The organism is Methylomonas albis, from assembly GCF_014850955.1.
Taxonomy (GTDB): domain Bacteria; phylum Pseudomonadota; class Gammaproteobacteria; order Methylococcales; family Methylomonadaceae; genus Methylomonas; species Methylomonas albis.
On sequence record NZ_JACXSS010000001.1, the window covers coordinates 3965802 to 3990494 of the forward strand.

Here is a 24693-nt window from a genome sequence, read left to right on the forward strand (position 1 = left end):
CCGGTAGTTTGTCCTTTTAGGTATCACTATTCCAGGTTAATGTCGATCCTTCCCCAGCAATCGCATCCAGACTTTTCGCAACAAATGTGGGAACAGCAAGTGTAGCGGCATCCTTAGATAATGCGACCGAATATACAACATCCAGCGCGCCATGGGCGTCCATTTATCTTCGCAGCTCAGATGATCCGGCATTAATGCTCGTAAAAACAAAGCATCCATCAACCATACTCCGCTGATAACCGGCCCTGCATTTGTCATTTTACCCAGGGCTTCGGTCAAACCTTGCGCGTTTAAAATAAGCTGCAGATAGCGCATCCCATAATAAACCGGTTTTTGTAATCCCAGCATAAAAGCGCGGTCAACCAACTGTAACCGCTCTTGTTCATCGAAAGCACTAATCAAAGCATCCAGATCAACCAGGTCACGCAAGCCGTGCTCCAACTCACCTTCATAAAACAGATGAGTAGCGCTATGGATTACTCTATCTAAGGGCGACAATACTTGCAAATTGCTATTTACGCCGGTCAGCGGTACCGCAGACTTAATCAATAAATCCGCATCCGGGCATGCCGTTGCGGTTCTGGGCAAAATGTTATGATGCAGGTCGATAACGCTGCCACGCTTAATATGTGTGAGCGGCGGAATTTCATGCATCCACTGCCGATAATATTTTTGATCATACGCATCTTGCTTCGCGCTGACCCAACCATGTATTAGTAATTGCTGTTCAATGGCTGGTATAAACTCAAAAGGCACTAAAATATCGATGTCCGAGAACAGTCGGCCTTTATAGGGAGGAAACTCTCCAGCAGCATAAGCGGCGCCCTTCAATAAAATAGCGCCGCTAACTGCTTGGCTAAAGGCTTTTTTTAGACAATCTATTTCCCACAAGAAATCGCGATATTGCTTGTCGGCTTGCACTTTAGCCGATTGCAAATGCCTTAGAACACCATGAGACAAGGATGTAAGCAGGTTTTCACTCTCAGCCCTATAGTAAATTTTAGCCGCTAATTGCGAGCGCTTGGCCTGCCGAATCAATAAATCCCACTCGGCTTGATTTAATGCCGCTAACGTCCGCTCTTTTCTTAGCACTAAAACCAACAACGGCCAACTAGATCGCATCTCTGGCTTCCAAACGATTAAAAACCGCTATTGCCTCATCTAGCTGACTATAAGTAAAGCCATGACAAGCTGCACGATCAACAACCTGCTTTAAAATATCAAACGCCACGGTGCCCAGATGACTGTAATTGAACGCATTGTCAGCTAAGGCCATAAAGGACTCGCCTTTGGGTTTATCACACAAATCGGTCTCCGCATCAGCAAGATATTGCGGAAAAACGATCCAAGCAATTGGACAAACCACTTTTTGCATGGCGATACTTTCAATCGGTGGTTTGAGATGACAAACACTACCTTTCAATGTATCAGAAGACAGCGCGCCGAAAACAGCTTGAGGATATCGATTAGCGAGAATTTGAATGGACTGATTTTTAAGCCCGATTGGTCGCGGCATGGGCACGGCATAGCCATTGCTTAAATCGATCAAGGTCAATTCGTCAGATAGCAGTCGCCATCCTTCCTGAACCAAAGCCGCACAAAGCGTACTTTTCCCCGATCCCGGCGGTGCAGGCAAGACCGCAGCAAAGCCATCTCTCTCGATGACAGCCGCATGAATGATCAGATAGGTGTGAATTTGCGTTGAAATACACCAATTCATCCCCCATTCCAACATCGCAGTGGCATGATGTAGCGGAAAAGGATTAAAAATCACCCTATCGTCAAGATAAAACTGAGCTTGTTTGTGAAACAGACTCCTAATTCCGTTAGGAAGATCAATAGAAACAACAAAATCAAAAAAAACCGAGGGCACGTCTTTAGATGCAAATTCAGACTGCCCAGCATATAAGCAAGCTAGATTTTGAGCTATAGCCGGAATCGCACTCCGAATCAAAAACTTGAATGGGCCGGATTCAACAATTAAGCCTGAACACGCCAACTGCTTAGCAAAATTCGCATCAGTCACAAGGCGATCACTTTTCTATACTAATTAATTTTTTATGTATCAAGCTTTCCAATGTCGAAACAACAAAAGTTTCTGTTCCCTGTAAGTCTTCGAAACGTTCCTTTACGTTATCAATGAGGTTGGGAATGTTAAAACGCCGCTGGGATAAGCTAAAAGTCAAAATATCTTTTGATGCTCCGCTAAACAAATGAGTTTCGCCCGACTGTCGGTCGTAAAGCACCAATTCATCACCCCAATCGGCCACAGAAACTAGAGCTTGCCACTGGTAAACCACAATAGCAAACGGGGTTCAGATTACACGCAATTAGAATAGAAGGTTGTAAATTCAGCCAAGGTTGCCTGACCACTTAGGAAATAGCTTGGTACGGTCTGCTGTACTCCGCCAACCACAACAGCATTGTTAAGCACTGTCGCTATCTGATATGCCAACAATTGATTAGAAGGATCAGTCAAAGCGGCCAACAACGTCGCAGTGGATGTACTTGACACCCCGCTAATCACAGAACTTGCCAAAACTTTGGCATTAGCGGCCTCCCAAGTTTTAACGGCAGCGAGGTCTTTGTTATTAGACCAAAGAGTGGAGGTAAACTTTAGATTAGTAGGACTATAAGTGGCCTTACCACAACCAGCCGGCCATGTTGCAGCTAAAGCCCAAGCTGCCGGTGTTTTCCAGTTAGTATTCTTAACATTAGCCACATTTGAGACGGCATGATTGGCATTAGAGAATGAAGTGAAACCCGATTGTGAACAGGTATCTGTAGCCCACGCCGACCGATTGGTCAAAGTCATTATAATCGGCGCCACGACAGCCCCAACCTTAGCAAACGATCTACGAGAACTATTTACCTGTTCAGGTGCTTTATGGCTTTCAGACGCTGAATTTTGTTCATTATTTTTATATTCCATCGGACACACCACTGATTTATTTGAATTGGATCACACTTTAGCAAAACACCTTGTTTCTGTCTATCGCACAAACGTACAGGCTAGCCAGCAAAACGGAGCATTATTCAAGATTATTTCTGATAAATGCTTCAAACATGAGTAAGGACCAAATCGGCGCACTGTAATCACGCAAACCTGCTTGATGCTGGCTAACTATATGCTGCAAATAGATTCCATCGAACCAGCCGGTGCTTCGTAATGTATCCCCCAATAAAGCCTGCTGCACCCGCTGCTTTAACGGCCCACGGAACCAACTGCTCAACGGCACTGCAAAACCCATTTTGGGTCGGTAAAGAATATCATTGGGCAAATAAGGTTCCAATGCTTTCTTAAAGAGATATTTGCCTTCCCGGCCATGTAGTTTCAAATCGGGCGGCAAAGTTGCCATCCATTCCACTAGCTTATGATCCAGCAACGGCACCCGCACTTCTAAGGCATGCGCCATGCTGGCCCGGTCGACTTTAGTCAAGATATCGCCAGCCAGATAAGTTTTCAAATCCAGATATTGCACCATCGATAATGGATGATCCGGCGCTTGCTGACTATACCGACGGAACACTTCGATAGCCTGATACCCTTGCAACTCGCTTTTTAAACTATCACTAAATAATTGGCTGCGCATACCGTTGGAAAGTACCGATACGCTGTGAAAATAACCCTCCATCGAATCCCGGCCAATAGACTCAAGCGTCGTTTTCGCTCTTAATGCCTTGGGAGCCCAATCCAACTTGGGATAGACCCTGCCAAAGGTCGAGAACAAAGGTACCCGTAAAGCATCGGGTAATAAAGCCCTCATCCGCTCTTCGTAAGTATGCCAGCGGTAGCGCCGGTAACCGGCCAGGTTCTCGTCGCCACCGTCGCCGGATAACACCACGGTCACCTGCTTCTTAGCCAGCTCGCAAACCCGATAAGTCGGTAATGCAGAACTGTCTGCATAAGGCTCGTCATACAAACCGGACAATTGATCAATCAGACTAAAGTCGTCCGGATCGACTTGCTCGACGCGGTGTGCAGTATGGTAGCGCTCGGCAACCTGAGCAGCGAATTGCGCTTCGTTAAATTTCGGGTCGCCGAACGAAATCGAACAAGTATTGACGGGCTCTTTAGACAAACCCGCCATCAATGCCACTACACCACTGGAATCAACGCCGCCAGACAGAAATGCCCCCAAGGGCACATCAGCGACCATCCGAATTTTCACCGCCTCGCGTAAACGTTCGATTAGCTCCTCGCCGGCTTCGGCCGCATGGCCCGCAGAAGCGGTCTGAAATTTAACATCCCAATATTGTTTAGGACGAAAACCGTTCTGCCCACGTTTGATCGTCAGACAATATCCAGGCTCGAGCTTATAAACACCACGGTAAATAGTCTTAGGATCAGGAATATATCCAAAACCGAAATAGTCTTCTATCGCGGTGGGATCAACCTCTTTAGGCAACAGTGGATGCTGTTTCAAGGCTTTCAGTTCGGAACCGAAAATGAATTGACCATTGCTGAGCTCGGCATAAAACAACGGCTTCACACCTAAACGGTCACGCGCCAAAAACAAGGTCTGACTGGATCTATCCCAAATTGCAAACGCAAACATGCCACGCAAACGTTCGACGCTAGACTCACCCCAAGCCTGCCAAGCATAAAGAATCACTTCGGTATCGCAATGGGTCCTGAAGCTATATCCCAATGCTTCCAACTCTGCACGCAATTCCGGAAAATTATAAACCTCGCCGTTATAAGTCAACACTACATTGCCATCTTGGCTATGCATCGGTTGCTGGCCGCTGGACAAGTCGATAATAGATAGACGGCGATGGCCAAAGCCCAAACCAGGCTCGGTATGCAAACCACCTTCATCAGGCCCCCGGTGAAACTGGGACTCGTTCATCCGCGACAACAAATTGCGGTCTATTTCACTAGCACCTGTAATATCGAAAATACCGACTATGCCGCACATATGAGTTCTCTCTGGATCATTTACTGCTTGTCATAAACTTGCCGATAGCGATCCACCATGCTATCGATTGAAAATTCCGTCTGAATCCGTCGAACTGAAGCTTCGCCTAATCGCCTCCGCTTGTCGTCATCCACCACCAAATCCTGCATGGCACATGACAGTCCTTCGACGTCCTCTTTTTCTACCAAACAACCTGTCTGAGCATCCAGCACCAACTCGGGGTTGCCGCCGACGCGGGTAGCAATAACCGGTAAACCGCTAGCCATCGCTTCCAATATAGTATTGGAAATACCTTCCGCCTTTGACGGCAATACGAAAATATCCAGGCTACGTAGAATTTCAGGGATGTCGTTACGTTCGCCGGGTAACCAGACTTTATCGATCAGGCTGGCGGTATTCAACAATTCAATCGCTTCAGCGCGCAAAGGCCCATCACCTATCAAAAACAAGCGGGCAATTTTGGCAAATTCCGGCGACTTTTCGCAAGCATCAATAAACGCCAGCACCAGCGTCAGCTGATCTTTAACACCGTGCATCCTCCCTACCGTGCCGATCACCAGCTTTTGATCTAAATCCAGCAAGCAGGCTTCCGGCACCCGCCGTTTCCCCATGCGAGGATAAAAGATTTTGGTGTCAACACCGTTACAAATCCGGGTAATTTTTTTTGCGGGAATACCGACGCGCGTCAGCAAATAATCCTGCAAATGCTGCGACAGTGGGATAACGCGGTGAATGATTAATCCCAAAATTCGCCGTAGCCATTGGTACTTAATATTACTACCGTCCGGATCGAAGACATCCCAACCATGTTCGCTATGTACCCGGTAAGGCACACCAGCTAACAACGCGCAAATCTGATATTCGATAGCCGCTAAATTACGGGTATGTACAATAGCCGGCTGCCATTGTTTCAACAACCGATAGACGCTATAGAACGACGCCCAATCCTGACCTGGCGGCTTATGTAACTGATGGACAATCACATCTTGCCGTTTAATACGTTGGCTGAAATCCGTACTATCTGCCAAACAGATAATGGCGTGCCGATAGCTGTCTTCCGGTAAATTATTAATGATATTAACCAGACCGTTCTCCAGGCCGCCAACGCCCAGCCGATAAATGATATGCACGATTAACGGCGACAAAGAACTGGACATTTATGCAGACTCACCCGCCAACAATCGGCACAAGTGCTGGCCGTTTTGCTCCCAACTGAAATCGCTTTCCACATAGCGGCGATTGGCCCCAACCAATTCGATCCGCTGCTCCAAAAACCTTAAAACCAGGCTGGCAAAGTCTTCGGCTGAGTCGGCTATCGCCACTTGTAAATCCGCTCCACCCGGTATGCCTTCCATAGCCGCTGTGGTAGCCACTATTGGCTTCGCCATCGCCATCGCTTCCAACACCTTGTTTTGAATACCTCTGGCAATCCGCAAGGGTGCAACGACAACGTCGGCATGAGCAACATACGGCCTGACATCCTCAACTCGCCCTGTAACCATAACACCAGGATCGTTTTCCGCCAGTTGCAGCACCTCTCTGGCAGGCTTGGAACCAACTATGTAAAAATGCACGTCCGGTAGAGCGCTTCTAATAATCGGAAATACCTGCTCGGCAAACCATTTAACCGCATCAACATTAGCCCAATAATCCATCGCACCGGTGAACACAATAGCCTGCCGCACCGCCGGAAACGGCGTCTCCCATAGTAATTCCGGATCGAACCTATCGGTATCCACTCCGTTGTTTACAAAACTAATTTTTGCGGCGGATTCCGGCGCCAACGCTTTAAACAACCCAGCCTCCTGTTCGGAGACAAATATCGTCGCATCGGCCAATGCGGCGATGCGTTGCTCGTAGGCCAACAGTTTTTCGGCTTCTCGCCGATAAATCCAGCTTGCGGGCCAATGCTTACTGAGCGCATATTGCCGCCATTTGTCGGAATCGACATCGACAAAGTCGGCCAACCGATGCAAATTGGTATATTTGTCAACATATTGCGCCATGGGTGATGAAAAAATCATTACCCGCTCTATACTCTGCTCGCGAATGGTTTTATCTACCCATTCTTGTAGCTGCTGATTGCGATAATAAGGCAAACTCAACGCTTCACCGCTGAGCAAACCTAGCAGACTCATAATTTTGCCAAGCCGGGGATTTAAATCGATACAACAAGCATCCTGGCAGAATGTTTTTAAGGCATCGACAAATTCCCGGTCATCCGGATCATCAACAAAAGTACCGAGAAATATCTGATATTCCGCCGACAAGGCCTGCAAAAAGTGAAATGAACGAATCTTGTCGCCCTTGTTCGGCGGATAGGGAATACGATGAACTAAATACAGTAATTTAGGCTTGCTCATTAGCCTAAGTCCTTGGCAAGCCAAGGACCGACCAACTGGCTAATCGGTAAAGGCAATCGCTTCCAAGCCGCAATGAACAAGCGGTATTTGGGATTCAGCGGATTGATTTCTGGTATTTGTTTGGCCTTGACCAGATCGACTTCGTAAAACAGCGGCTCAGGTTCGAAACCCCAGTGTTTTTTAAAGCGATACGAGCCAGTACCGATTTTACTGCGACCGTAATCGAAAACCCGGCAACCCTTTTCCACCCCGCGCCGCATGACCTCCCAATACATGAAATCGTTACCTTTCAAATCACGGGCTGCATCGGTGCCGCCGCCGTAATAAGGCAAAACCTCATCCTTGAAATAAAAACTCATTACGCTGGCCACTAGCTCGCCCTCGTGCTCTATTGTCAGCACTTCGCAATTTTCGCCGAATACATCCTGCAAAATTTGAAAATATTTTTTCGGAAATACCGGTGTTCCCAGGTTTCTGACGCTTTCGGAATATGCGCGATGCAGTCGCTCGACGTTGTCGTCTATTACGCTAACCAAGCCCGCTTTGATACCTGCCCGAACCATCGCGCGCTGCTTGCGCGGAATGGCATTCAGATTCTTTTCGACATCCGGATCGAGTTCTTTTCTGAACGTGACATAGAGTTCTTTGTGCGGCCAGTCCGAATGACATTGCTGTCTGTTTCGCATCTCCAAGCTATCTACGCCCAACTCTCTAGCTAGTTGTTGCGCTTGGGTTTGTAACGCGCTAAAAGCCTCATCGTTACTGGCAACAATTCCCCCATAGACACAAAACGCATTTGAAACCAGAGAATTGCCAAACAATAAGCTATTGACGTGGGTCAAGGGCAAAATACCGGTAATTTCGCCATCTTGCTCGGTGTAATAATAATAAGTGTTATGTCCGAAAGCCTGCTTGATCACCTGCTGCCAGGCTGCTAAATGAAAAAAGCTGCCATCCGCCGCCGCCATGACATAGTGGTCCCAACGCTCGCTTTGGGCAGGCTCAAATAATTTGATCATGACTTATTTTGATGATTTGTCTGTTTGCTGGGTTAGAAACACGCTCTGCATGGTATCCCAAGCAAAATCGGTCAGTAAGCTGTTAAGGCGATTTTGCATTCGACCCAGATTCAGATAATGCCTGAAGCGGGTTTTAAACGACAGATTATGCTGCCGAGGCTGTTCGGGATCTATTTCCCAAGGGTGAAAATAAAAAATTCCAGACTGGTTTTCGTTCTTATTGATATGGCGGTAAGCCCATTTAGAAAACTGATACGGATACAATCTAAAAAACCCGCCTCCGCCACAAGGAATATTACGATCCAAAATTTTCAATGTCGTAATGGGTATTTCCAGTAGCTTAGGCGCGTTATCCGGCCGGTAGGCAAAGCGAGGAGCGCCCGGCATACCGTATAAATCGTGCTTCACAGGATAAATACTGGAACTGTACTGAAAGCCTTCATCCTCCAAGACCTCCAGCGCCCAAAGGTTATTAGCGCCGATCGAATAGCTAGCCGCCCGATAACCCACGATTGGCTGGCCGCCAATATCTTCGAGAATCTGCCGGCTAAGCCTAAGGTCTTGCCGGAACTGTTCCGGAGTTTGTTCGGTTACTCGAGTGTGTTGGTAACCGTGGGAAGCTAGCTCATGCCCCTCATCGACAATCCGCCGAACCAGCTGTGGATAACGCTCAGCCACCCAGCCCAAGGTAAAAAATGTCGCATTTACCTGAGTTTGAGCAAACAAATCCAGAATTCGTTGGGTATTCTGCTCCACCCGATGCGGCAAGCCGTCCCACTGACAACGCTGAATATTCGCCTCAAACGCCGAGACCTGAAAATAATCCTCGACATCGACCGTCATTGCATTGACACGCACTGGCAAAGTCATACAGCCTTAACCTGCCAACTGATAACGACGTACAATTTCATCGACGATACGACCAGCGGCGTTACCATCCCAATACTCTGGAACTCGGCCGCTTTTACCGCCCGTGTGCAAAATATCATCGACGCATTGCAAAATTTTAGTAGGATCGGTTCCGACAATAGTATTGGTGCCCTCCGCAATCGTAATGGGTCTTTCGGTATTTTCCCGTAACGTGACGCAAGGCACGCCCAATGCAGTGGTCTCTTCTTGTAAGCCACCGGAGTCAGTCAACACCACTCGCGCGGATTGCATCAAGCCAAGCATTTCCAAATATGCCACGGGAGGCAACATGATGACCCTCTGTTCTGGCAGTACACTCAGCAAACCTGCTTCCGCAATTTTCTGTTGTGTGCGAGGGTGAACAGGAAATATCACCGGTAGTTTTTCACTGATGTCCCCCAAAACCCGAACCAAACGCGTTAATGTTTCGGGATCGTCGACGTTGGAGGGTCTGTGTAATGTTAACAATGCATAAGATTTTTCCACGACAACCTGTTTTGAACCGTATCGTTGCAATGTTTCCAAAAACGGAGAGGCTTGTCGACAATTAGCAAGCAAGGTATCGATCATCACATTACCGGTAAAACATATACGTTGCTCGGAAATACCTTCTTTAATCAAATTGTCGGCTGCGGCACGTTCCGTGGTAAATAACAGATCAGATAGCTGATCGGTCAAAATCCGGTTAATCTCTTCCGGCATTAGCCGGTCATAACTCCTCAAACCGGCTTCAACATGAATCAATGGAATATTTTTCTTAACGGCAACCAAACCGCAGGCGATTGTTGAGTTAACGTCACCCACGACCAACACCGCAAAAGGCTTCGCTTCGTCCAAAACCGGCTCAAAACGTAACATGACATTTGCAGTCTGCACAGCATGACTACCGGAGCCAACACCCAAATCCTTATCCGGCTCCGGAATACCCAACTGCTGAAAAAAAGTATCTTTCATGGCTTGATCATAATGCTGGCCGGTATGCACTAGATAAGGCGTGATCAAATGCTTAACCGCTTGCAATTGCCTGATAATCGGCGCCATTTTCATAAAATTAGGCCGAGCGCCAACCACGCAAACCAATACTTTAGGGGACATTTTTGTTAATCCAGGGTGGTTGTTTCGCTGTACACAGCATCCATATCTAATTGCAACAAAATAGCTTTTCTAAGCAGCGCTTTTTCTTTATTCAAACTGCTCCGAAGATTGGTAACAACATCTTCGAGTCTAGCAATACGGTGCTCGAGAGATTCTCCATCACTACCACTATGACGATGTAAGGGCGGCATCGAATTTTCAGACTCCTCATCAGCCACTTCCAGCAACATTTCTTCCTTTACCTCAACGATAACTTTCGTCACGGCCTGCTCATCCAGTAACGTCAACTCTTCCAAATAGCCAAACAATAGCAAACGATCACACAAGGAATTAATGCGCCTGGGAATACCACCACTAAACTCGTGAATAGCCTCAAACACCCTAGGTGTAAACTCCGGAGTTCCTGACCAACCCGCAGTTTGCAGCCTAAACATTATGTATTCTTTGGTTTCTTCCAAATCCAGCGGATCAAGCTGAAATGTGGACACAATCCGTTGCTTAAGCTGCTCCATATCCGCTGAATAAATGGTACGTTTCAATTCAGTTTGCCCAACCAAAAACACCTGAAAAACAGGGTTGCCATTAACGTCAAGATTGGTAAGCATCCGTAACTCTTCCAATGATTGTTTTGGCAGGTTCTGCGCTTCATCAACGATTAATAATAAGCGTCTACCTTCTCTGGCCTTTTCAATAATAAACTTTTCGAAGCCTGATAATAAACTGGCCTTATCCGTCAGTGAAAATGCAAAACCAAATGTCGATGCCGCCATCCGCAAGGTATCTTCCGGACCAACCTGAGACGTCATCATGACTCCGATTAACAACTTCTCTTTATTTAAATTTTTTATCAAACTCTTTACTAGCATAGTTTTGCCCGTGCCAGGCGAGCCGATAACCAGCACAAAGCCTTCACCTTGTGTCAGACCATAGTGCATATAAGCGAGAGCACGTTTATGTACCGAGCTTTGGAAAAAAAAATCGGGATCCGCACTTAGTTGAAAAGGCTTTTGGGTAAGATTATAAAATCCGTCGTACATGTGTTTGTTTTTTAGAATCGTACATTGAAGTTGGCCGTCGCTCTGTTTTCCACATAGCCGCCAAATTGAGAGGAATCAGACGTTTGATTAATATGGCGCAATTCAAGCCCGGTATTCATTAATAAAGGTCGTCCGAGATTAATGGGGACAGACCGGCTGACACCCAACGCAACATCATATCTAGTATTACTAGAGAGACTGCCTTCGGTGTGCATCCAAGAAGGCTGCAAATAAAAGTTCAGCCTAGGCTCATACTGCCACTGCCAACCACCCGATATTCCATAGGACAGATCTTCACCTGTGCGTTTGCCATAGGTGCGACGCTCATTAAACATTGAGGCGTTATAAGCACTTTTGCCAGTTTGAAAACTAAAAGTTAGATTACCTCGCTTTCTTATAATAACGTCATCTACTAAATCAAATGGATTAAAAACAAGCTGCGAATTATTATAATTAGGCCCTTTAATCAAATTCCCCGAAGAATCAAGCGACAGGAAGCCCTGTGTAAACAAGTCTTGAGTGTTTGCGACCTGACTAAGATTGCCTGACGAATCTTTTAGAAAAAAACCCTGCTGTGTCAACAATTGTTGCAGAGTTGTCGTTTCCTGAGAATAATTAAACCCAATAGCTGCCTGTTTGAAAAGATAATTAAAACTGGCATCCCAAGAACCACCAGTATTAAGACCTACAGACTTATCGCGATATGTAATAGTGGAATTTAAATTAGCTGAGGGGTTAAACTGCATCGTTACATGTTTGTTATTACCATAACCTGCTTCTAATGAATACCAACGACTAGGACTCCACTGCCCTCCGAACGTATAGAAAAATCCATTATTAATACTATTGGACAACGTTTGAAAATCGTTATTCGAATAACCTGCCTGCCCAAACACGTTAAATTTACGATTAATATAATAACGGGCATCGCCCTGATATTGTTCAAAGCGCACATCTTGCCCAGAAACCCTATTTTGTTGCTGGGAAGAATAATTTAAGCCCCAACTAACCCTATTAAAAGCACTACCACTAGACAACCTAGCCTGCCTTGTATAGGATTCGGAATCAGAAATTAAATTTAAGTTCGAGCTTAATAACGGAGAAACTGTCGAACCATTAGAGTTATCAAAAGAAGATTTATTATAGCCAACCTTAAAAAAACCATTCGCATACCGTCCAAAACTTGGAGTCCAGTAAGGGGAAATACTAAATGTCTTACTCTCAACCCGACTACCATTTCCGGAAATATTATCGGTCGAAACAAATGCATTGCTAACGTTCTGTTGACTTATCGAGCTACTGGTTTCTATAAATAGCTTATTCCTAATAGCCTGATATAGAGAGTTCATATTAAGCTGGTGATTTATATCAACGGCGTCCCTGCCGCCTGCATTGTATAGACCTTGCAAACGATAATTTAGGTTAAACGTACTCCAAGGTGACGATCCGTATAGGGATAGACCTGGATCAATCTCACTAACAAAACCGCTTTTTTTATTGTCCTGGGAAAGCGTAAGATTGTCTGAAAACACTTCCTTAGCAGATAAGCTAGGAGTGAGGCGCCAATCCAATGCCAAACTAGAACCCGAATACATACACGCACCGACACTTCCAATAGTAAATAGCGCGCCCAAACACCAATTACGCAGTGCTATACAATCACAAATGTCCATATTTCCCATAACTATAGTTATGACCGTATATATCTATCTCTTTTCTTGTTTTATTTAAAAGAGTCATAACAACATCACAGTTACTAAGCTTCGCAACTGATTCATTAACTACGCTTTGAGGAGTAACCTCAGCCGCGATCACTAATACCACTTGCCCTACTAGTTCTGCTATTATTTGAGCCTGGGTGGCGACAAGCAATGGAGGCGAATCAAAAATTACTATGCGATCCTTATATCGTCGACTCACTTCTTCAGCAAATAGATACATCCTTTGGCTTGACAACAACTCCGTGGAATATTTATGCCTTTTACCAGCTGTAATTAGACTAAAATTGGGAAGATCTGTTTTTAACAAAATATCAGAAAAAGTAACCTTATCGTCTTCTAAGTATTCAATTAAGCCACGAGAACTTTTAATTCCTAATTGTTTTGATATGCTTGGTTTTTCCACATCAGCATCTATCAGTAAAACGCTTTTATCTCTTTCGTTTGCAATACTCAAAGCCAAATTAATTGAAACAAATGTCTTTCCTTCTCCGGGCAAACTGCTACAAATAAGAATCAAATTAGAGCGATTAATACCGTTATTTTCCGCACCCTGTATATTATTTACCAAAGGTCTTTTAATGACCCTAAACTCTTCAGCCAACTGAGATTTTGCATTATTATTATCTATAAAGCCATTTCCAGCCAACCCCACCCAGTCAACAATAACCTGCTGCTCGGATGAAAATACATTAGCAGACTCTTTTAACCCAGCTGATTCTAAATTGCTCTCGCTAGCCGCTCTGTTTGGCTTATTGATGATTACCGACTCTTGATTGCCATTTTCCACAACTAACCCTTGGCTTCCTGCCTTTTTTAGCGCATTTTCTATAATGCTCATATGCTTACCTGTTTAATGCGCTTTTATTTGAGTATCTCAAATATCATGACACCAATGTAGCCACTTATCAGGACTACAAAAGTCGATATAAGCAGCCAGTCGATACTATTAGTCTGACTTATACCTTGAGAAGTAAGAGACACACTACCTAAAGATGGAAGTCCAGTTACAATTCTTACTTGCCTTGTTGACATATATACTGGTCGAATAAAATACACTAAAAACGCCACGCCAAATCCCAAAAATACGCCAAACAAAAGAGCAAACGAGTAAAATAACTTTCTGTTTGGAGAACTGGGTTTATTCGGCTTGCTAGGAGGATCTGCAATTTTGAATTTTAGGCGAGAAGTCTGGTCATCTACACGCTCCGTAATATGAGCCTGTTCTCGCCGATCTAATAACTCCGAATACTTCCCACTTATCGTTTCATAGTCGCGGTTCAGATTTTTCATTTCTGTTTCAATGGTCAATCTTTCATTCAAGCCCTCTTCAAGCTTTGCTACCCTGTTTCGAATAGACTCAACTAAAGTCTGACTAGAAGCGACTTCGGCCTGGGCATTATCAAACCCCATTTTTAACGCTTGAACATAAGGGTTTCCCATTTTCTCAGCCCCAATACTCTCCGATTTTCCGGCTTCAGAAACCCCATTTAATTCTGCTTGGCTAATCTTAGGTTCGCTCTCTTGCGTTTTTAGTGTATCAATTAATTTGTCGATTTCAATAATTTCGGGATGACGTTCGGTATATTTCAGCAACAACTCAGTCCGTTTATCTTTTAGCGATTCTATCCTTGCATTATCAGCAGATGGCTCCTGAGTAGACGTAGGGAGTCCCCAATCTTCATCTGATTCTTGGATCTCAGCAACCTGTTCCGCCAGCACGTTTCTCCTAGAAACCGCTTGATCGAGAGCAGTGTTAGCATCGAGATACTGTTCCTTCATTTTCTGCAAACTCTGAAATTGATCGGAGCCATTGAGCAAATCTATATTTGCCCGTTTGAACTCTTCTTTTGCTTTTTCGGCGTCTTGCAATCTGATCTCATACTCTCGTATTTGCTGCTCAATGAAGCGTTGCGCATCACTCGCATCAGCCAATGCTTTTCCCTCAGTCTGCTCTGAAAACACAGTTAAAACGGCTTGAACCACACTCTTGGCAACGTCAGGGTCCTGAGAAGTATAAGCAATATCAAATATATCTCCCTTGCCACCAGCTATTGTTATGTCTTTCTTCAGCTTTTCGATCAAATCAGTTGTTGATCCAGAGTTGTCTTGTGATCTACTTAGCTGCGATAACGAAATGATCTTTTCCAGATTAGGCCTAGTAAACATAAGCTGCTGAATTATTCTTATCAGCGCTGATATATCAGGCTCTATCACCATTCCCCTCATAAGTGGTCTTATAACTGTAGCTGAGTCTATGTGAACTTTAGCTTTTGACTCAAATTTATCAGGCATTACAAAAATATAAGACCACGCCCCCAAGCACACAACCAGAGCAAAAACAATCGCTAGGCGCTTGTACTTTAAAGTCCCTTTTAAATAAAAATAAACTTCGGAAAGATCTTGCTGCATATTAACAAGCCGTTGTTTCTAATCTAACATTAATGAATATACTATCCACAGAAGAAGCCTGGTTTTTTACCAAAACCTAGAAATACGCATCCGGAATAATCAGTATATCGCCTGGCATCATCAACACGTTAGCTGACAAATCAGTATCGTCAATCAGGTCGTCAATCCGAACACCGAACGGCTTCAACTCTCCATTCACATCTCTGATTACGCTAGCTCTGTTGCCATCGGCATACTGATTCAGACCAATCTGAATAATAACATCTAATAGAGTCATACCTCTTTCATATGGTATAGATTTTCCTTGGTACCGTCCCACACCTCCGCCACCTCCGCTACCTCCGCTACCTCCGCTACCTCCGCTACCTCCGCCAATTCTGCCAATAACCCGAATTTGCTGGGTACTAATCCCTTTGAAGCCACTTACCATCACAACTACCTGAGGGCTTTTAATGTAGGTTGACAGCACCTTTTCAATATCCCGGGCCAACTCAAATGGCGTTCTACCGCTAGCCAATAATTCTTCTACCAAAGGCACGGTTATCTTTCCATCGGGCCGCACTGGCGCTGAAGTGGATAACTCCGGGTTACCCCAAACAAATATATTGATACTATCTCCAGGCCCGATCTGATAAGTATAATCAGCCGCCTGCTGCACATCCTCGAGTAGCGGTTGCGAACAACCCATAATGTTCGAAACAAGGAAAACAGCTATCGCATAACACAATAATTTTCTGTTAAATATCGGCATATTCATAATCTTCATAGTTACTCAATTACCTGCAGAAGTCTCTATCTCTTTAAGCATCTTTTTTACTTCTTCTTTACCGGAAAAATTGCGCTTTTGATTTTCCGACAGGCTCACAGACTGTTTAAGCTCGCTTATTCCAGTAGCTCTATTGCCTGCGTTAATATGTGCAACACCCAAATGGTATCTAAATTCCGGCAATTTAGGTTCTTTTAAAATAAGCGCCTGCAATAATATAAGCCCCTCGGGATTATTTCCAGTTTTGATCAATGCCCAAGCATATGTATCTTGAAAATACGGATTCTCAGAATCTTTAAATACCTCTGCCAACTCCATACCTTCTTTGACCTCATCCAAATCGCTCGATTCTATCAATAATGACGCCAAATTATTAGTGGCCAAACTAACACCTGGATTTTTATTGAGCAAATCTTTATATACTTTTATTGCATTTTGCTTTTCGTTCAATTGCTCGTACAAACCAGCTAAAGCCATAGACAGCTGCGGATCAGCTTGGTTAACTTCTAACCCTTGCAGATACACATTTTTAGCCGATGCAATATTTTTACTCGTCATTGCCTCAACCTTTGCTAATGCAAGATAAAGTGATCCTACCTTAGGGGTGCGCTTAATCTGATCCATTAATAGTTTTTTAGTTTTGACAAAATCATTATTTGCCATGTACAGATCACTCAATACTCCGACGGAGTTTAATTCATCTGGATGATTAGCATTGTGCTTTTCTAAATAAGCAGTAGCTTTATCTCTTTGCTTGAGTGCCTCATACGACCTGACTAGATTAATCAGTGAATTGAGATGATTAGGAAACTGCTGTATCAACTTTTCATATACGCCAATTGCTTCGACGTACTTACCTTTACCCTGTAAAATATTGGCTTGGAGGTATATAGGCATCGATTTTTCTTTAGAAAATAACGCGAGGCGTTGAATAGCATCTTGGGCACCATCCCATTTTTTTTCCAAAATATCCAATTCCGCCTTGCTAGCAAGCAATGAAACATCATTTTGATTTTTAGCCAAAGCCTTTTCCAGATATTGCCTAGCGACGTCCTTTTGACCCGATTGCAAATAAGTACCATAAATCTGAGAAAAAGCTACTAAATTGGCTGGGTTAGCCTCTAATGCCTGCTTAAAATTCTTCTCAGCCTGTTTACGATCCTGCTTTAATAGATAGGCTTGACCCAACAAGGAATAAACATCATCAGCATTGCTTTTATTCCATATAAGCTTGTTAAGAAACTCTATGGCTTCATCTGTTTTATTTTGCGCCAACAGCAAACGACATTTGAGCAAGTTTGCTTGCATAAACTCTGAATTAGCACCCAGAATATCCTTCAAGGAACTCTCTACCACATCATATTGCTTATTTGTCAATGCAATTTCCGCCAAAATGACCTGAGATGCTAACCCTGTTTCGCTATTCCTTTCCAAATCAACGGCCTGTTGTAACCCCTTCTTAGCAACCTCAGCATATCCCGAAACGACCATCCATTTCGACAATTCCAATAATAATTTAGCTTGTTGCTGATTGGCACTAAGCATAGACTCGTATTCTGAAACAACTCGATCTTTCGCCCTAGCATTTAAAAACTCAAGTAAAACAATTTTAGGCTCAACTTTATCTTTTGACTTTTCCACCATTTCCCGCAGCAATACCTCTGCATCACTAAGTTTATCGGTCATTGAATAAATGGAAGCCAAACTCAATTTAAAATTACTAGCATCTGGGTACAACTGAATAAGCTCTTGATAACCTTTTATTACACTATCGATATTATTGAGCCCGGCATCAATTTTAACTTTAAATAAGCGGATAGGGATATTTTTAGGATCTTTTTCCAATGCTTTATTAACCAAGCCCAAGGCTTGGTCTACTTCATTTTTTTCAAATAATAAAGCCGCCTGGATTGACAAAGCGTCGACATTATCTGGACTATATTTTAAAACCTTCTTAACAATTTCTGCCGCTTGATCTTTTTTCGCTTGCTTAATGTACACGGATGCCTTTATCAATTCCGCATCAACGTTGCTTGACTCACTTGCCAACACTGACTCAGCTTGCTCTAGAGCTTTCTCCAAATCCCCAAAAAGAATATCGATCTTACCTAACTTTAACTTAGCTGAAACCAGTCCAGGCTCCAGTTCTAAGGCTCTAATCAAGTTTTGTCGCATCGATTTGAAGTTATTATTTTTCTCATCCAAAAGTGCCATGTAATAATAAGCTTCACCAAACTTATCACTGGTTTGGCTGGATGTCTTTAACTCAAGCAAGGCCTTATCGAACTCGCCATTTTCAAAAAGCTCCTTACCTTTCTGTAAATGGTTCTGAGCCGCCTCTTCAGGAGACGAACACGCAACTGTTTGTAACAACAATGAACACGCAATAACTACAGAACTAATTTTATTAGCTTTCATTCTTTCTACTAACACTTACCAGTACTCCAAATTTTGATCTACCAAGTTGTTGAAACAAACGTCGTTGGACCCCAAAAGAAAAAGATATTTACCATTGCGACCTTCATTTTCGCAATTAACTTTTAACAACTTAGGTTTTCAGGCTTGTCTTGAATTATGTTTTTTGACCCAAAGTGAAGAAAAAAATATATTTTTCAATAGCCTACTAACTACCTATTTACCGCCGAATACAATAAAATCCATTAAACCCTATCATATCAGTTAACAATATTTTCTTTTATCCACGAATACAACTCTTGCAAATCTGGATGCAGATTCTCTAAAACCGCCTGGGTAGTAATAAAATATGGGGCACGTATTCCATGATAGTCAATATCCTTACCAACACGCTGAAAGTCGATTCCCGACCTATGCATTAACCTCGGAAGAAACGGCTCCATCATTGCAAACACATTCGTCCGCCCATCTGCTTCGGTTAAAACGGTCGCCGCAAAAAAACAAGCAACCGCTATGGACGAAAAGGTTCTCTGTTCTTGCGGCGAAAACTGTAAACCGTTAATTTCGCCGAAACGAGTCAAAGCCTCACCTGTGCGCCGGCGAAATGCACCGTCAACAGCTAGCCTAGATATTTCACATACTGTATTTCTTTGTAGCTTTAGGTTGTCGATAAATTTGTTATCTAGGCTAACACCGCAATACCTCTCTAACGGTAATGGGTCAACTTCTCTGTCTCCGATAGCAGGCACCAATCGCACACAGCCCGCTGGCATTCCCGTTTGCAGATGAGTAATCAAACAATGCCGGGAATATTGGTCATAATCATCTACTTCAAGGCGATTAGCAAAACGATCAACAGACTCATACTTAAACTCTTCGCAATAAACTCGGTACCTTATTTGAAAAACATATTCCTTCTGCGCGTCGCTTTCGGCTAGACCCACATTAAAGTAACGACTAAAGCTTTCCGCCAAAGATGACTTAGGTGCTGCATCCATCATTTCCTCTCATTTCGACGAGCGTCATCCAACTACAAATATTTATCGATGTCATGCGCTTTAATTCCCCAGGCCAACAGATGCTCTATTCGATCATTTGCTAACCCCAATCGATTGGACATTGCCTGAAAAAGCGCCTTCAAGAATAAATACCCTTGAACTGGATGATCGTCCAAATAAATACTTAGCATATCGCTACGAACTTCAAGCAGGCACACATCCGTTAATGAAACAACCGAAGCAGTTCTTTCTCTAAATTCGTACAAACATACATCGCCAAACACTGCTCCTGCCTCCAAATCGCACAAACCGGGACTGATCCGCCGATTTCCATCCAGCTCTGCGCCGCCCAAGACCCTAACAACACCTTCTTCTAAAAGAAATAAAGTATTCCCTTGCTCGCCTTTTTGAATAATAGTCTTCCCCGCATTTTGGCGATACCGTTTCCAGCCAGAACCTTCGGAGAATTGCGCATTAGCTAGTACGTCACTAAATAATTCTTTCATGTCCGCCCAAGTTTACAAAGTAATGATCCAGCTTGCCACACCTAAGGTCGTATAATAAATACACAGCTATCTTCAAAACACTTAAACATCGACACTAAATGCAAAGCTACATTTATTACAGTTACTTGAGCGCGACAATTGCTTATCTTCTTTTGCTTTTATATGCGTGTTTCAGGAAAAACTGGCACCTTCCTTTTATAGTAGCAGTTTTATGCTCGTTAATATGGTCCTCAAGCGTAATCACCGCCACAAAAAACAGCCCTTTCTTCTTCGCCGATACCTTACCGTACGAAACCCTCCGTAACGCAGCTTGGTTTTTTCAGCTTGGAATACTGTTATCCAAGCAGAGATATAACGGTTACAAGCAACTCTTCAGGTCAAATACCAGCGTAGTCGCCTCGCTATTTTTGCTCCTGGTTTTTGTCATCGAACTATTTCCTAGTTACCTAACCCTCATTCGGAAGTCTCTGAATGTTGATCCTCGTTTCGCATCCCACGTCGTATTTGCTGTATTTGGCCTTATTCTAGTTGAACAGCTTTACCGCAGCACCCCCCTAAAACAAAGGTGGAACCTCAAATTTCTGTGTATAAGCCTAGGTTCGCTATTTACTGTGGACTTGCTGGTTTACAGCAAGTCACTATTATTCAGCAGCCTGGATTTTGCACTCTGGCAGTCGCGAGGCGTAATCAACGCTTTAATGACACCATTTTTAGCGGTCACATTAAGTCGACTAAAGCTTAACAGTCATAGTGCGGAGCTGACAACACCCCGCAAAACTATTTTTTACACAACGATCCTGTTCGGTTGCGGCATCTATTTAATCCTTATGTCATTCGCTGGGTTTTATATCAAACGCGCAAATACGGACTGGGGCGAAGTAGCACAAACACTATTTATTTTTCTCGCCATTCTCCTGCTCGTTATCCCTTTCACATCCGGCAAAATCAGAGCAATCTCTAAAGTCTATTTTAGTAAACATTTTTTCCAATACAGCTACGATTATCGTGAAGAGTGGCTCAAAATCAGCAAATCACTCGCAAAACTCGAGTCCCTTGAAGAGCTAAAAGTATTCATCATAACCACCTTGACAGACTTAGTTGAAAGCGCGGGAGGTGGCTTATGGTTAAAAAACGAACAAGGTCATTTTTTTTTAGCCGCGGAGCAAAACCTTAAACTCACTCCGCAAGAAATTGAATACCTTCACAACATCGGTGATCTGCCTCAATACCTTGCGAACAAGCAATGGGTAATCGATTTTTTCGAACTCGCTCATGCTCCCGAAGTGTATGATGATATAGATCTTTCCCCCTGGTGTTACGAAGATAGCCAAGTGTGGCTTATTGTACCTCTGTTTCACCTGAACAAACTTGAAGCTTTTGTGGTGTTAACTCAAGCTCGCGCGCCACGCAAGCTTGACTGGGAAGACCATGATCTTTTAAAAACAGTTGGTATGCAACTTGCCAACGCGCTCGCTCTAAACCGGACTAGCGAAGAACTTGCCAACAATCGTCAGTTTGAAACCTATCATCGTTTGTCGGCATATTTGGTACATGACTTGAAAAACCTGGTGGCCCAAATCTCCCTGATTGTCAGAAATGCTGAAAAACACAAACATAACCCGGACTTCTTCGACGACACAATCGACACCCTAAATAATGTGGTAAAAAAAATGCATCACATCGTCGAACAGTTGAAACAAGGCGAAACCAACAATACGAACGCTAACACGTTCATCAATCTGGTGGAATTAGTTAAAAATATCGCACAACAACATCTCGGTACTCCGCCGTTGCAGATGAGCACAACACTTAGCGATTGCTTCGTGACAGCCGACAAAATCAAACTGACCAATATCTTGACCAATTTGGTTCAAAACGCGCAAGACGCCGTTGCAACCAGCGAGGGCTGGGTTAAGCTTGAATTAACAAAAAACCAAGACTATGCTGTCATCAAGATCATTGACAACGGCATAGGCATGGACCAACAATTCATTGCGGAACGCCTATTCAAACCGTTTGATACGACAAAAGGCAATGCCGGAATGGGTATCGGTGCCTATGAGGCGCGTGATTACATCTTAAAGCAGTCTGGAAATATCCAGGTTGATAGCCATCCTGGGCAGGGCACTGCTTTCACCATTCAGATACCATTAGCACAGCGAATTTCCGCAAAACAAGGAAATAATGATCAACTCTAAAGTACTGTTAATTATCGAAGACGACCCAGGTTTACAAAAACAGCTGAAGTGGAGCTTTGAACAATACGAAGTAGTAATAGCAGGTAATAGAGATGAAGCAATAGCGGCACTCAGACGCTACATGCCAAGCGTCGTTACCTTAGATCTAGGCTTACCACCCGACCCAAGCAACGCCAGCGAAGGTCTAGCCACTCTCAAAGAAATCCTGGCGCTAGCGCCAGCCACTAAAGTTATCGTGGTGACCGGCAATGATGACCGCGCAAATGCTATTCATGCAGTAGCATTGGGTGCTTATGACTTTTATCAAAAGCCTGTCGATCCTGACGTCCTAAGCTTAATCATCGAGAGAGCGTTTCAGCTAGACGCATTGGAGCGCGACTATCAAGTATTGCAACAGCAAAAGCCGTTGACGGGCGTGATCGCCACCAGCCCACAAATGCAGACTGTCATGCGAATGATCGAAAAAATTGCGCCAACTCAAGCAACCGTATTGCTAATCGGCGACAGCGGAACCGGTAAGGAGCTAATGGCAAAAGCCTTACATCGCTTAAGCGCGCGAGCCTCACAGCCTTTTGTTGCGGTTAACTGCGCCGCCATTCCGGAAACATTGTTAGAAAGCGAATTATTCGGCTATGAAAAAGGCGCATTCACCGGTGCCGTGGCACAAACTAAAGGCAAAATCGAATATGCGCAAGGCGGCACATTCTTTTTAGACGAAATTGGTGACCTACCCTTTGCCTTGCAAGCCAAATTACTTCGATTCATTCAGGAGCGCGTTATAGAGCGACTGGGCGGCAGGAAAGAAATTCCTGTAGATGTACGTATCATATGCGCAACACATCGTCAGCTATCTGATCTCATTGCGCAAGGCAATTTCCGGGGCGACTTATATTACCGACTCAGCGAAATCGTCGTTGATATCCCTCCCCTACGCGAGCGCGAAGGGGATATTATCACGATAGCCAATGTACTGTTACAGCGCTATTGCCGCGAGAACAATACCAAGGAAAAACACTTTTCCCACGACGCGGCCCGCGCGCTTGAGGCCTACGCCTGGCCAGGCAATATTCGCGAGATGGAGAACAAAATTAAACGCGCCGTAATTTTATCCGACAGCAATTTTGTTACAGCCGAAGAACTAGAGATTAGCAGTGATAACGACAAGTCTATGCCGCTTAATCTGAAATCAGTGCGAGAAGCGGCGGAAACCATAGCCATCAAACGAGCACTAACCTACGCAGACAACAATGTGTCCGAAGCAGCCAAATTATTGGGAGTCACCCGCCCTACTTTGTACGGCTTATTTGAAAAGTACGGATTGCAAACCATGATCCGCAATCACGCTGATGAGCATTCGGATTGACGTGGAAAGCCCACTCAAGAAAACATCATAAGTTGTCGGCAAAAAATTAACTCCATTCAAACTTGGTAAATTACATTCTCGAAACAAATGAAATAACGCCGATTTGCTTGACCTGACGCCGCCCAGCCATACTAGCCGAAGACTCATTGCCAATATCCGAATATAACCGGAAATCGTTTCTGTAATCTTCAAGCCATAAAGGGTTTTCTAACACCTGTTTTACATTCAAACAATACGGTAGGCGCAAGCTTTGGCGATTATTAGCCTCGCCTATTTGCTGTATATCAAAACCTTGCTTGTTAAAGAAATAAGCCAATGCTGGACTAGACAACATATACCAGTGCTTGATGCCCTGCTGAGCCGAATAACTCGCCGCTGCCCGATAGAGCCCCCACATAATATTTCTATTCTTATTGCCAGAATCTCGCAAATAACTAATTTTGCGACTTTCGTCCGCCACGTCTACAGCGGAGTCTCTAGAAGCAAAGCGCTTTGCTTCCTTAAGCATGCATAGCCTGGAAATTTCGACGGCATTTTTATATCTGACGATCGATATGCGCTTATGAGTAGCACTTCTTTCCTGAAAAGGAAAAACTTGCTCTTTGGGCCAGACTATCCTCAATCCGCCCAGCCAATGCCCAGTGTATCGGTGCCTAACTATGAAATGGACGGCACCGCTATCCCACTCATCTATTTCCTGTTGGTCCGGGAACTGCCCCTTGTCCTCAAAGCCCATTTCATCGCAATAAACTCGGTATCTGAGTAGGTAATGAATTTTTTTACTTTCCGGCGTATCCGCTAAAAAAACTTCAAAACAATTGTCGAAAGACTGCTTCTGTCGATTCAAGAGACACCATACCTTATAAAAAACATCCCTAACAAGTTCAAGTAACGATAGTTACTTTCTCTCGCCCCTTGACAAACAGGGTATAACAAATCGAGCTATTTTCAAGTTAAACTGAAAAAAAACAG

21 protein-coding genes are annotated in these 24693 nt (G+C 44.1%); 2 read left to right on the plus strand and 19 right to left on the minus strand.

The features are described from left to right. Positions 1–36: 36 nt before the first annotated feature. From EBA_RS18230 to EBA_RS18315, 18 genes are all read right to left on the minus strand, one after another. Complete coding sequence (locus EBA_RS18230) at positions 37–1122, minus strand: nucleotidyltransferase domain-containing protein (RefSeq protein ID WP_192376025.1); 1086 nt, start codon at positions 1120–1122, stop codon at positions 37–39. Continuing rightward, positions 1112–2026: an HprK-related kinase A gene (locus EBA_RS18235; RefSeq protein WP_192376026.1), complete on the minus strand. Its 915-nt coding sequence runs from the start codon at positions 2024–2026 to the stop codon at positions 1112–1114. The genes EBA_RS18230 and EBA_RS18235 overlap by 11 nt, the downstream gene beginning before the upstream one ends. A gap of 7 nt (positions 2027–2033) precedes the next feature. Then, positions 2034–2300: a hypothetical protein gene (locus EBA_RS18240; RefSeq protein ID WP_192376027.1), complete on the minus strand. Its 267-nt coding sequence runs from the start codon at positions 2298–2300 to the stop codon at positions 2034–2036. Between the two features lie 20 nt (positions 2301–2320). Then, positions 2321–2932, minus strand: coding sequence for a hypothetical protein (locus tag EBA_RS18245; protein ID WP_192376028.1), 612 nt, complete (start codon positions 2930–2932; stop codon positions 2321–2323). Positions 2933–3032: 100 nt separating this feature from the next. Further along, complete coding sequence (locus tag EBA_RS18250; RefSeq protein WP_192376029.1) at positions 3033–4922, minus strand: XrtA/PEP-CTERM system amidotransferase; 1890 nt, start codon at positions 4920–4922, stop codon at positions 3033–3035. A 20-nt stretch (positions 4923–4942) separates the two neighbouring features. Then, on the minus strand, positions 4943–6079 hold the full coding sequence (locus EBA_RS18255) for a TIGR03088 family PEP-CTERM/XrtA system glycosyltransferase (protein ID WP_192376030.1): 1137 nt from the start codon (positions 6077–6079) through the stop codon (positions 4943–4945). Beyond that, positions 6080–7285, minus strand: a complete 1206-nt coding sequence (locus EBA_RS18260; RefSeq protein ID WP_192376031.1) for a TIGR03087 family PEP-CTERM/XrtA system glycosyltransferase — start codon at positions 7283–7285, stop codon at positions 6080–6082. Then, positions 7285–8304, minus strand: a complete 1020-nt coding sequence (locus EBA_RS18265; protein WP_192376032.1) for a FemAB family XrtA/PEP-CTERM system-associated protein — start codon at positions 8302–8304, stop codon at positions 7285–7287. The genes EBA_RS18260 and EBA_RS18265 overlap by 1 nt, the downstream gene beginning before the upstream one ends. 3 nt (positions 8305–8307) lie before the next feature. Next, the gene (locus EBA_RS18270) at positions 8308–9174 is read right to left on the minus strand and encodes an XrtA system polysaccharide deacetylase (protein WP_192376033.1); all 867 of its coding nucleotides are present in this window, start codon (positions 9172–9174) and stop codon (positions 8308–8310) included. Between the two features lie 6 nt (positions 9175–9180). Next, entirely contained in the window at positions 9181–10308 is a 1128-nt protein-coding gene (gene wecB, locus EBA_RS18275; RefSeq protein ID WP_192376034.1) for a non-hydrolyzing UDP-N-acetylglucosamine 2-epimerase, read from the minus strand. A gap of 5 nt (positions 10309–10313) precedes the next feature. After that, entirely contained in the window at positions 10314–11345 is a 1032-nt protein-coding gene (locus EBA_RS18280; RefSeq protein WP_192376035.1) for an XrtA/PEP-CTERM system-associated ATPase, read from the minus strand. 11 nt (positions 11346–11356) lie between these two features. Beyond that, on the minus strand, positions 11357–13027 hold the full coding sequence (locus EBA_RS18285) for a TIGR03016 family PEP-CTERM system-associated outer membrane protein (RefSeq protein WP_225616365.1): 1671 nt from the start codon (positions 13025–13027) through the stop codon (positions 11357–11359). Continuing rightward, positions 13005–13904, minus strand: a complete 900-nt coding sequence (locus tag EBA_RS18290) for an XrtA-associated tyrosine autokinase (protein WP_192376036.1) — start codon at positions 13902–13904, stop codon at positions 13005–13007. Before EBA_RS18290 ends, EBA_RS18285 begins: the two co-directional genes overlap by 23 nt. A gap of 23 nt (positions 13905–13927) precedes the next feature. Next, complete coding sequence (locus EBA_RS18295) at positions 13928–15475, minus strand: XrtA system polysaccharide chain length determinant (protein ID WP_192376037.1); 1548 nt, start codon at positions 15473–15475, stop codon at positions 13928–13930. A 76-nt stretch (positions 15476–15551) separates the two neighbouring features. Next, complete coding sequence (locus tag EBA_RS18300; protein ID WP_225616366.1) at positions 15552–16241, minus strand: polysaccharide biosynthesis/export family protein; 690 nt, start codon at positions 16239–16241, stop codon at positions 15552–15554. 6 nt (positions 16242–16247) lie between these two features. Continuing rightward, on the minus strand, positions 16248–18659 hold the full coding sequence (locus EBA_RS18305) for a tetratricopeptide repeat protein (RefSeq protein ID WP_192376038.1): 2412 nt from the start codon (positions 18657–18659) through the stop codon (positions 16248–16250). A gap of 257 nt (positions 18660–18916) precedes the next feature. Beyond that, on the minus strand, positions 18917–19654 hold the full coding sequence (locus EBA_RS18310; RefSeq protein WP_192376039.1) for a PEP-CTERM/exosortase system-associated acyltransferase: 738 nt from the start codon (positions 19652–19654) through the stop codon (positions 18917–18919). 32 nt (positions 19655–19686) lie between these two features. Further along, on the minus strand, positions 19687–20160 hold the full coding sequence (locus EBA_RS18315) for a Crp/Fnr family transcriptional regulator (protein WP_192376040.1): 474 nt from the start codon (positions 20158–20160) through the stop codon (positions 19687–19689). Between the two features lie 98 nt (positions 20161–20258). Here EBA_RS18315 and prsK point away from each other — a divergent pair, with 98 nt between their 5' ends. After that, positions 20259–22358: an XrtA/PEP-CTERM system histidine kinase PrsK gene (gene prsK, locus EBA_RS18320; RefSeq protein WP_192376041.1), complete on the plus strand. Its 2100-nt coding sequence runs from the start codon at positions 20259–20261 to the stop codon at positions 22356–22358. Beyond that, positions 22345–23721, plus strand: coding sequence for a PEP-CTERM-box response regulator transcription factor (prsR, locus tag EBA_RS18325; RefSeq protein WP_192376042.1), 1377 nt, complete (start codon positions 22345–22347; stop codon positions 23719–23721). Before prsK ends, prsR begins: the two co-directional genes overlap by 14 nt. Before the next feature lie 70 nt (positions 23722–23791). Here the strand turns inward: prsR and EBA_RS18330 are convergent, their stop codons facing one another. Next, complete coding sequence (locus EBA_RS18330; RefSeq protein ID WP_192376043.1) at positions 23792–24568, minus strand: PEP-CTERM/exosortase system-associated acyltransferase; 777 nt, start codon at positions 24566–24568, stop codon at positions 23792–23794. Between the last annotated feature and the right edge of the window lie 125 nt (positions 24569–24693).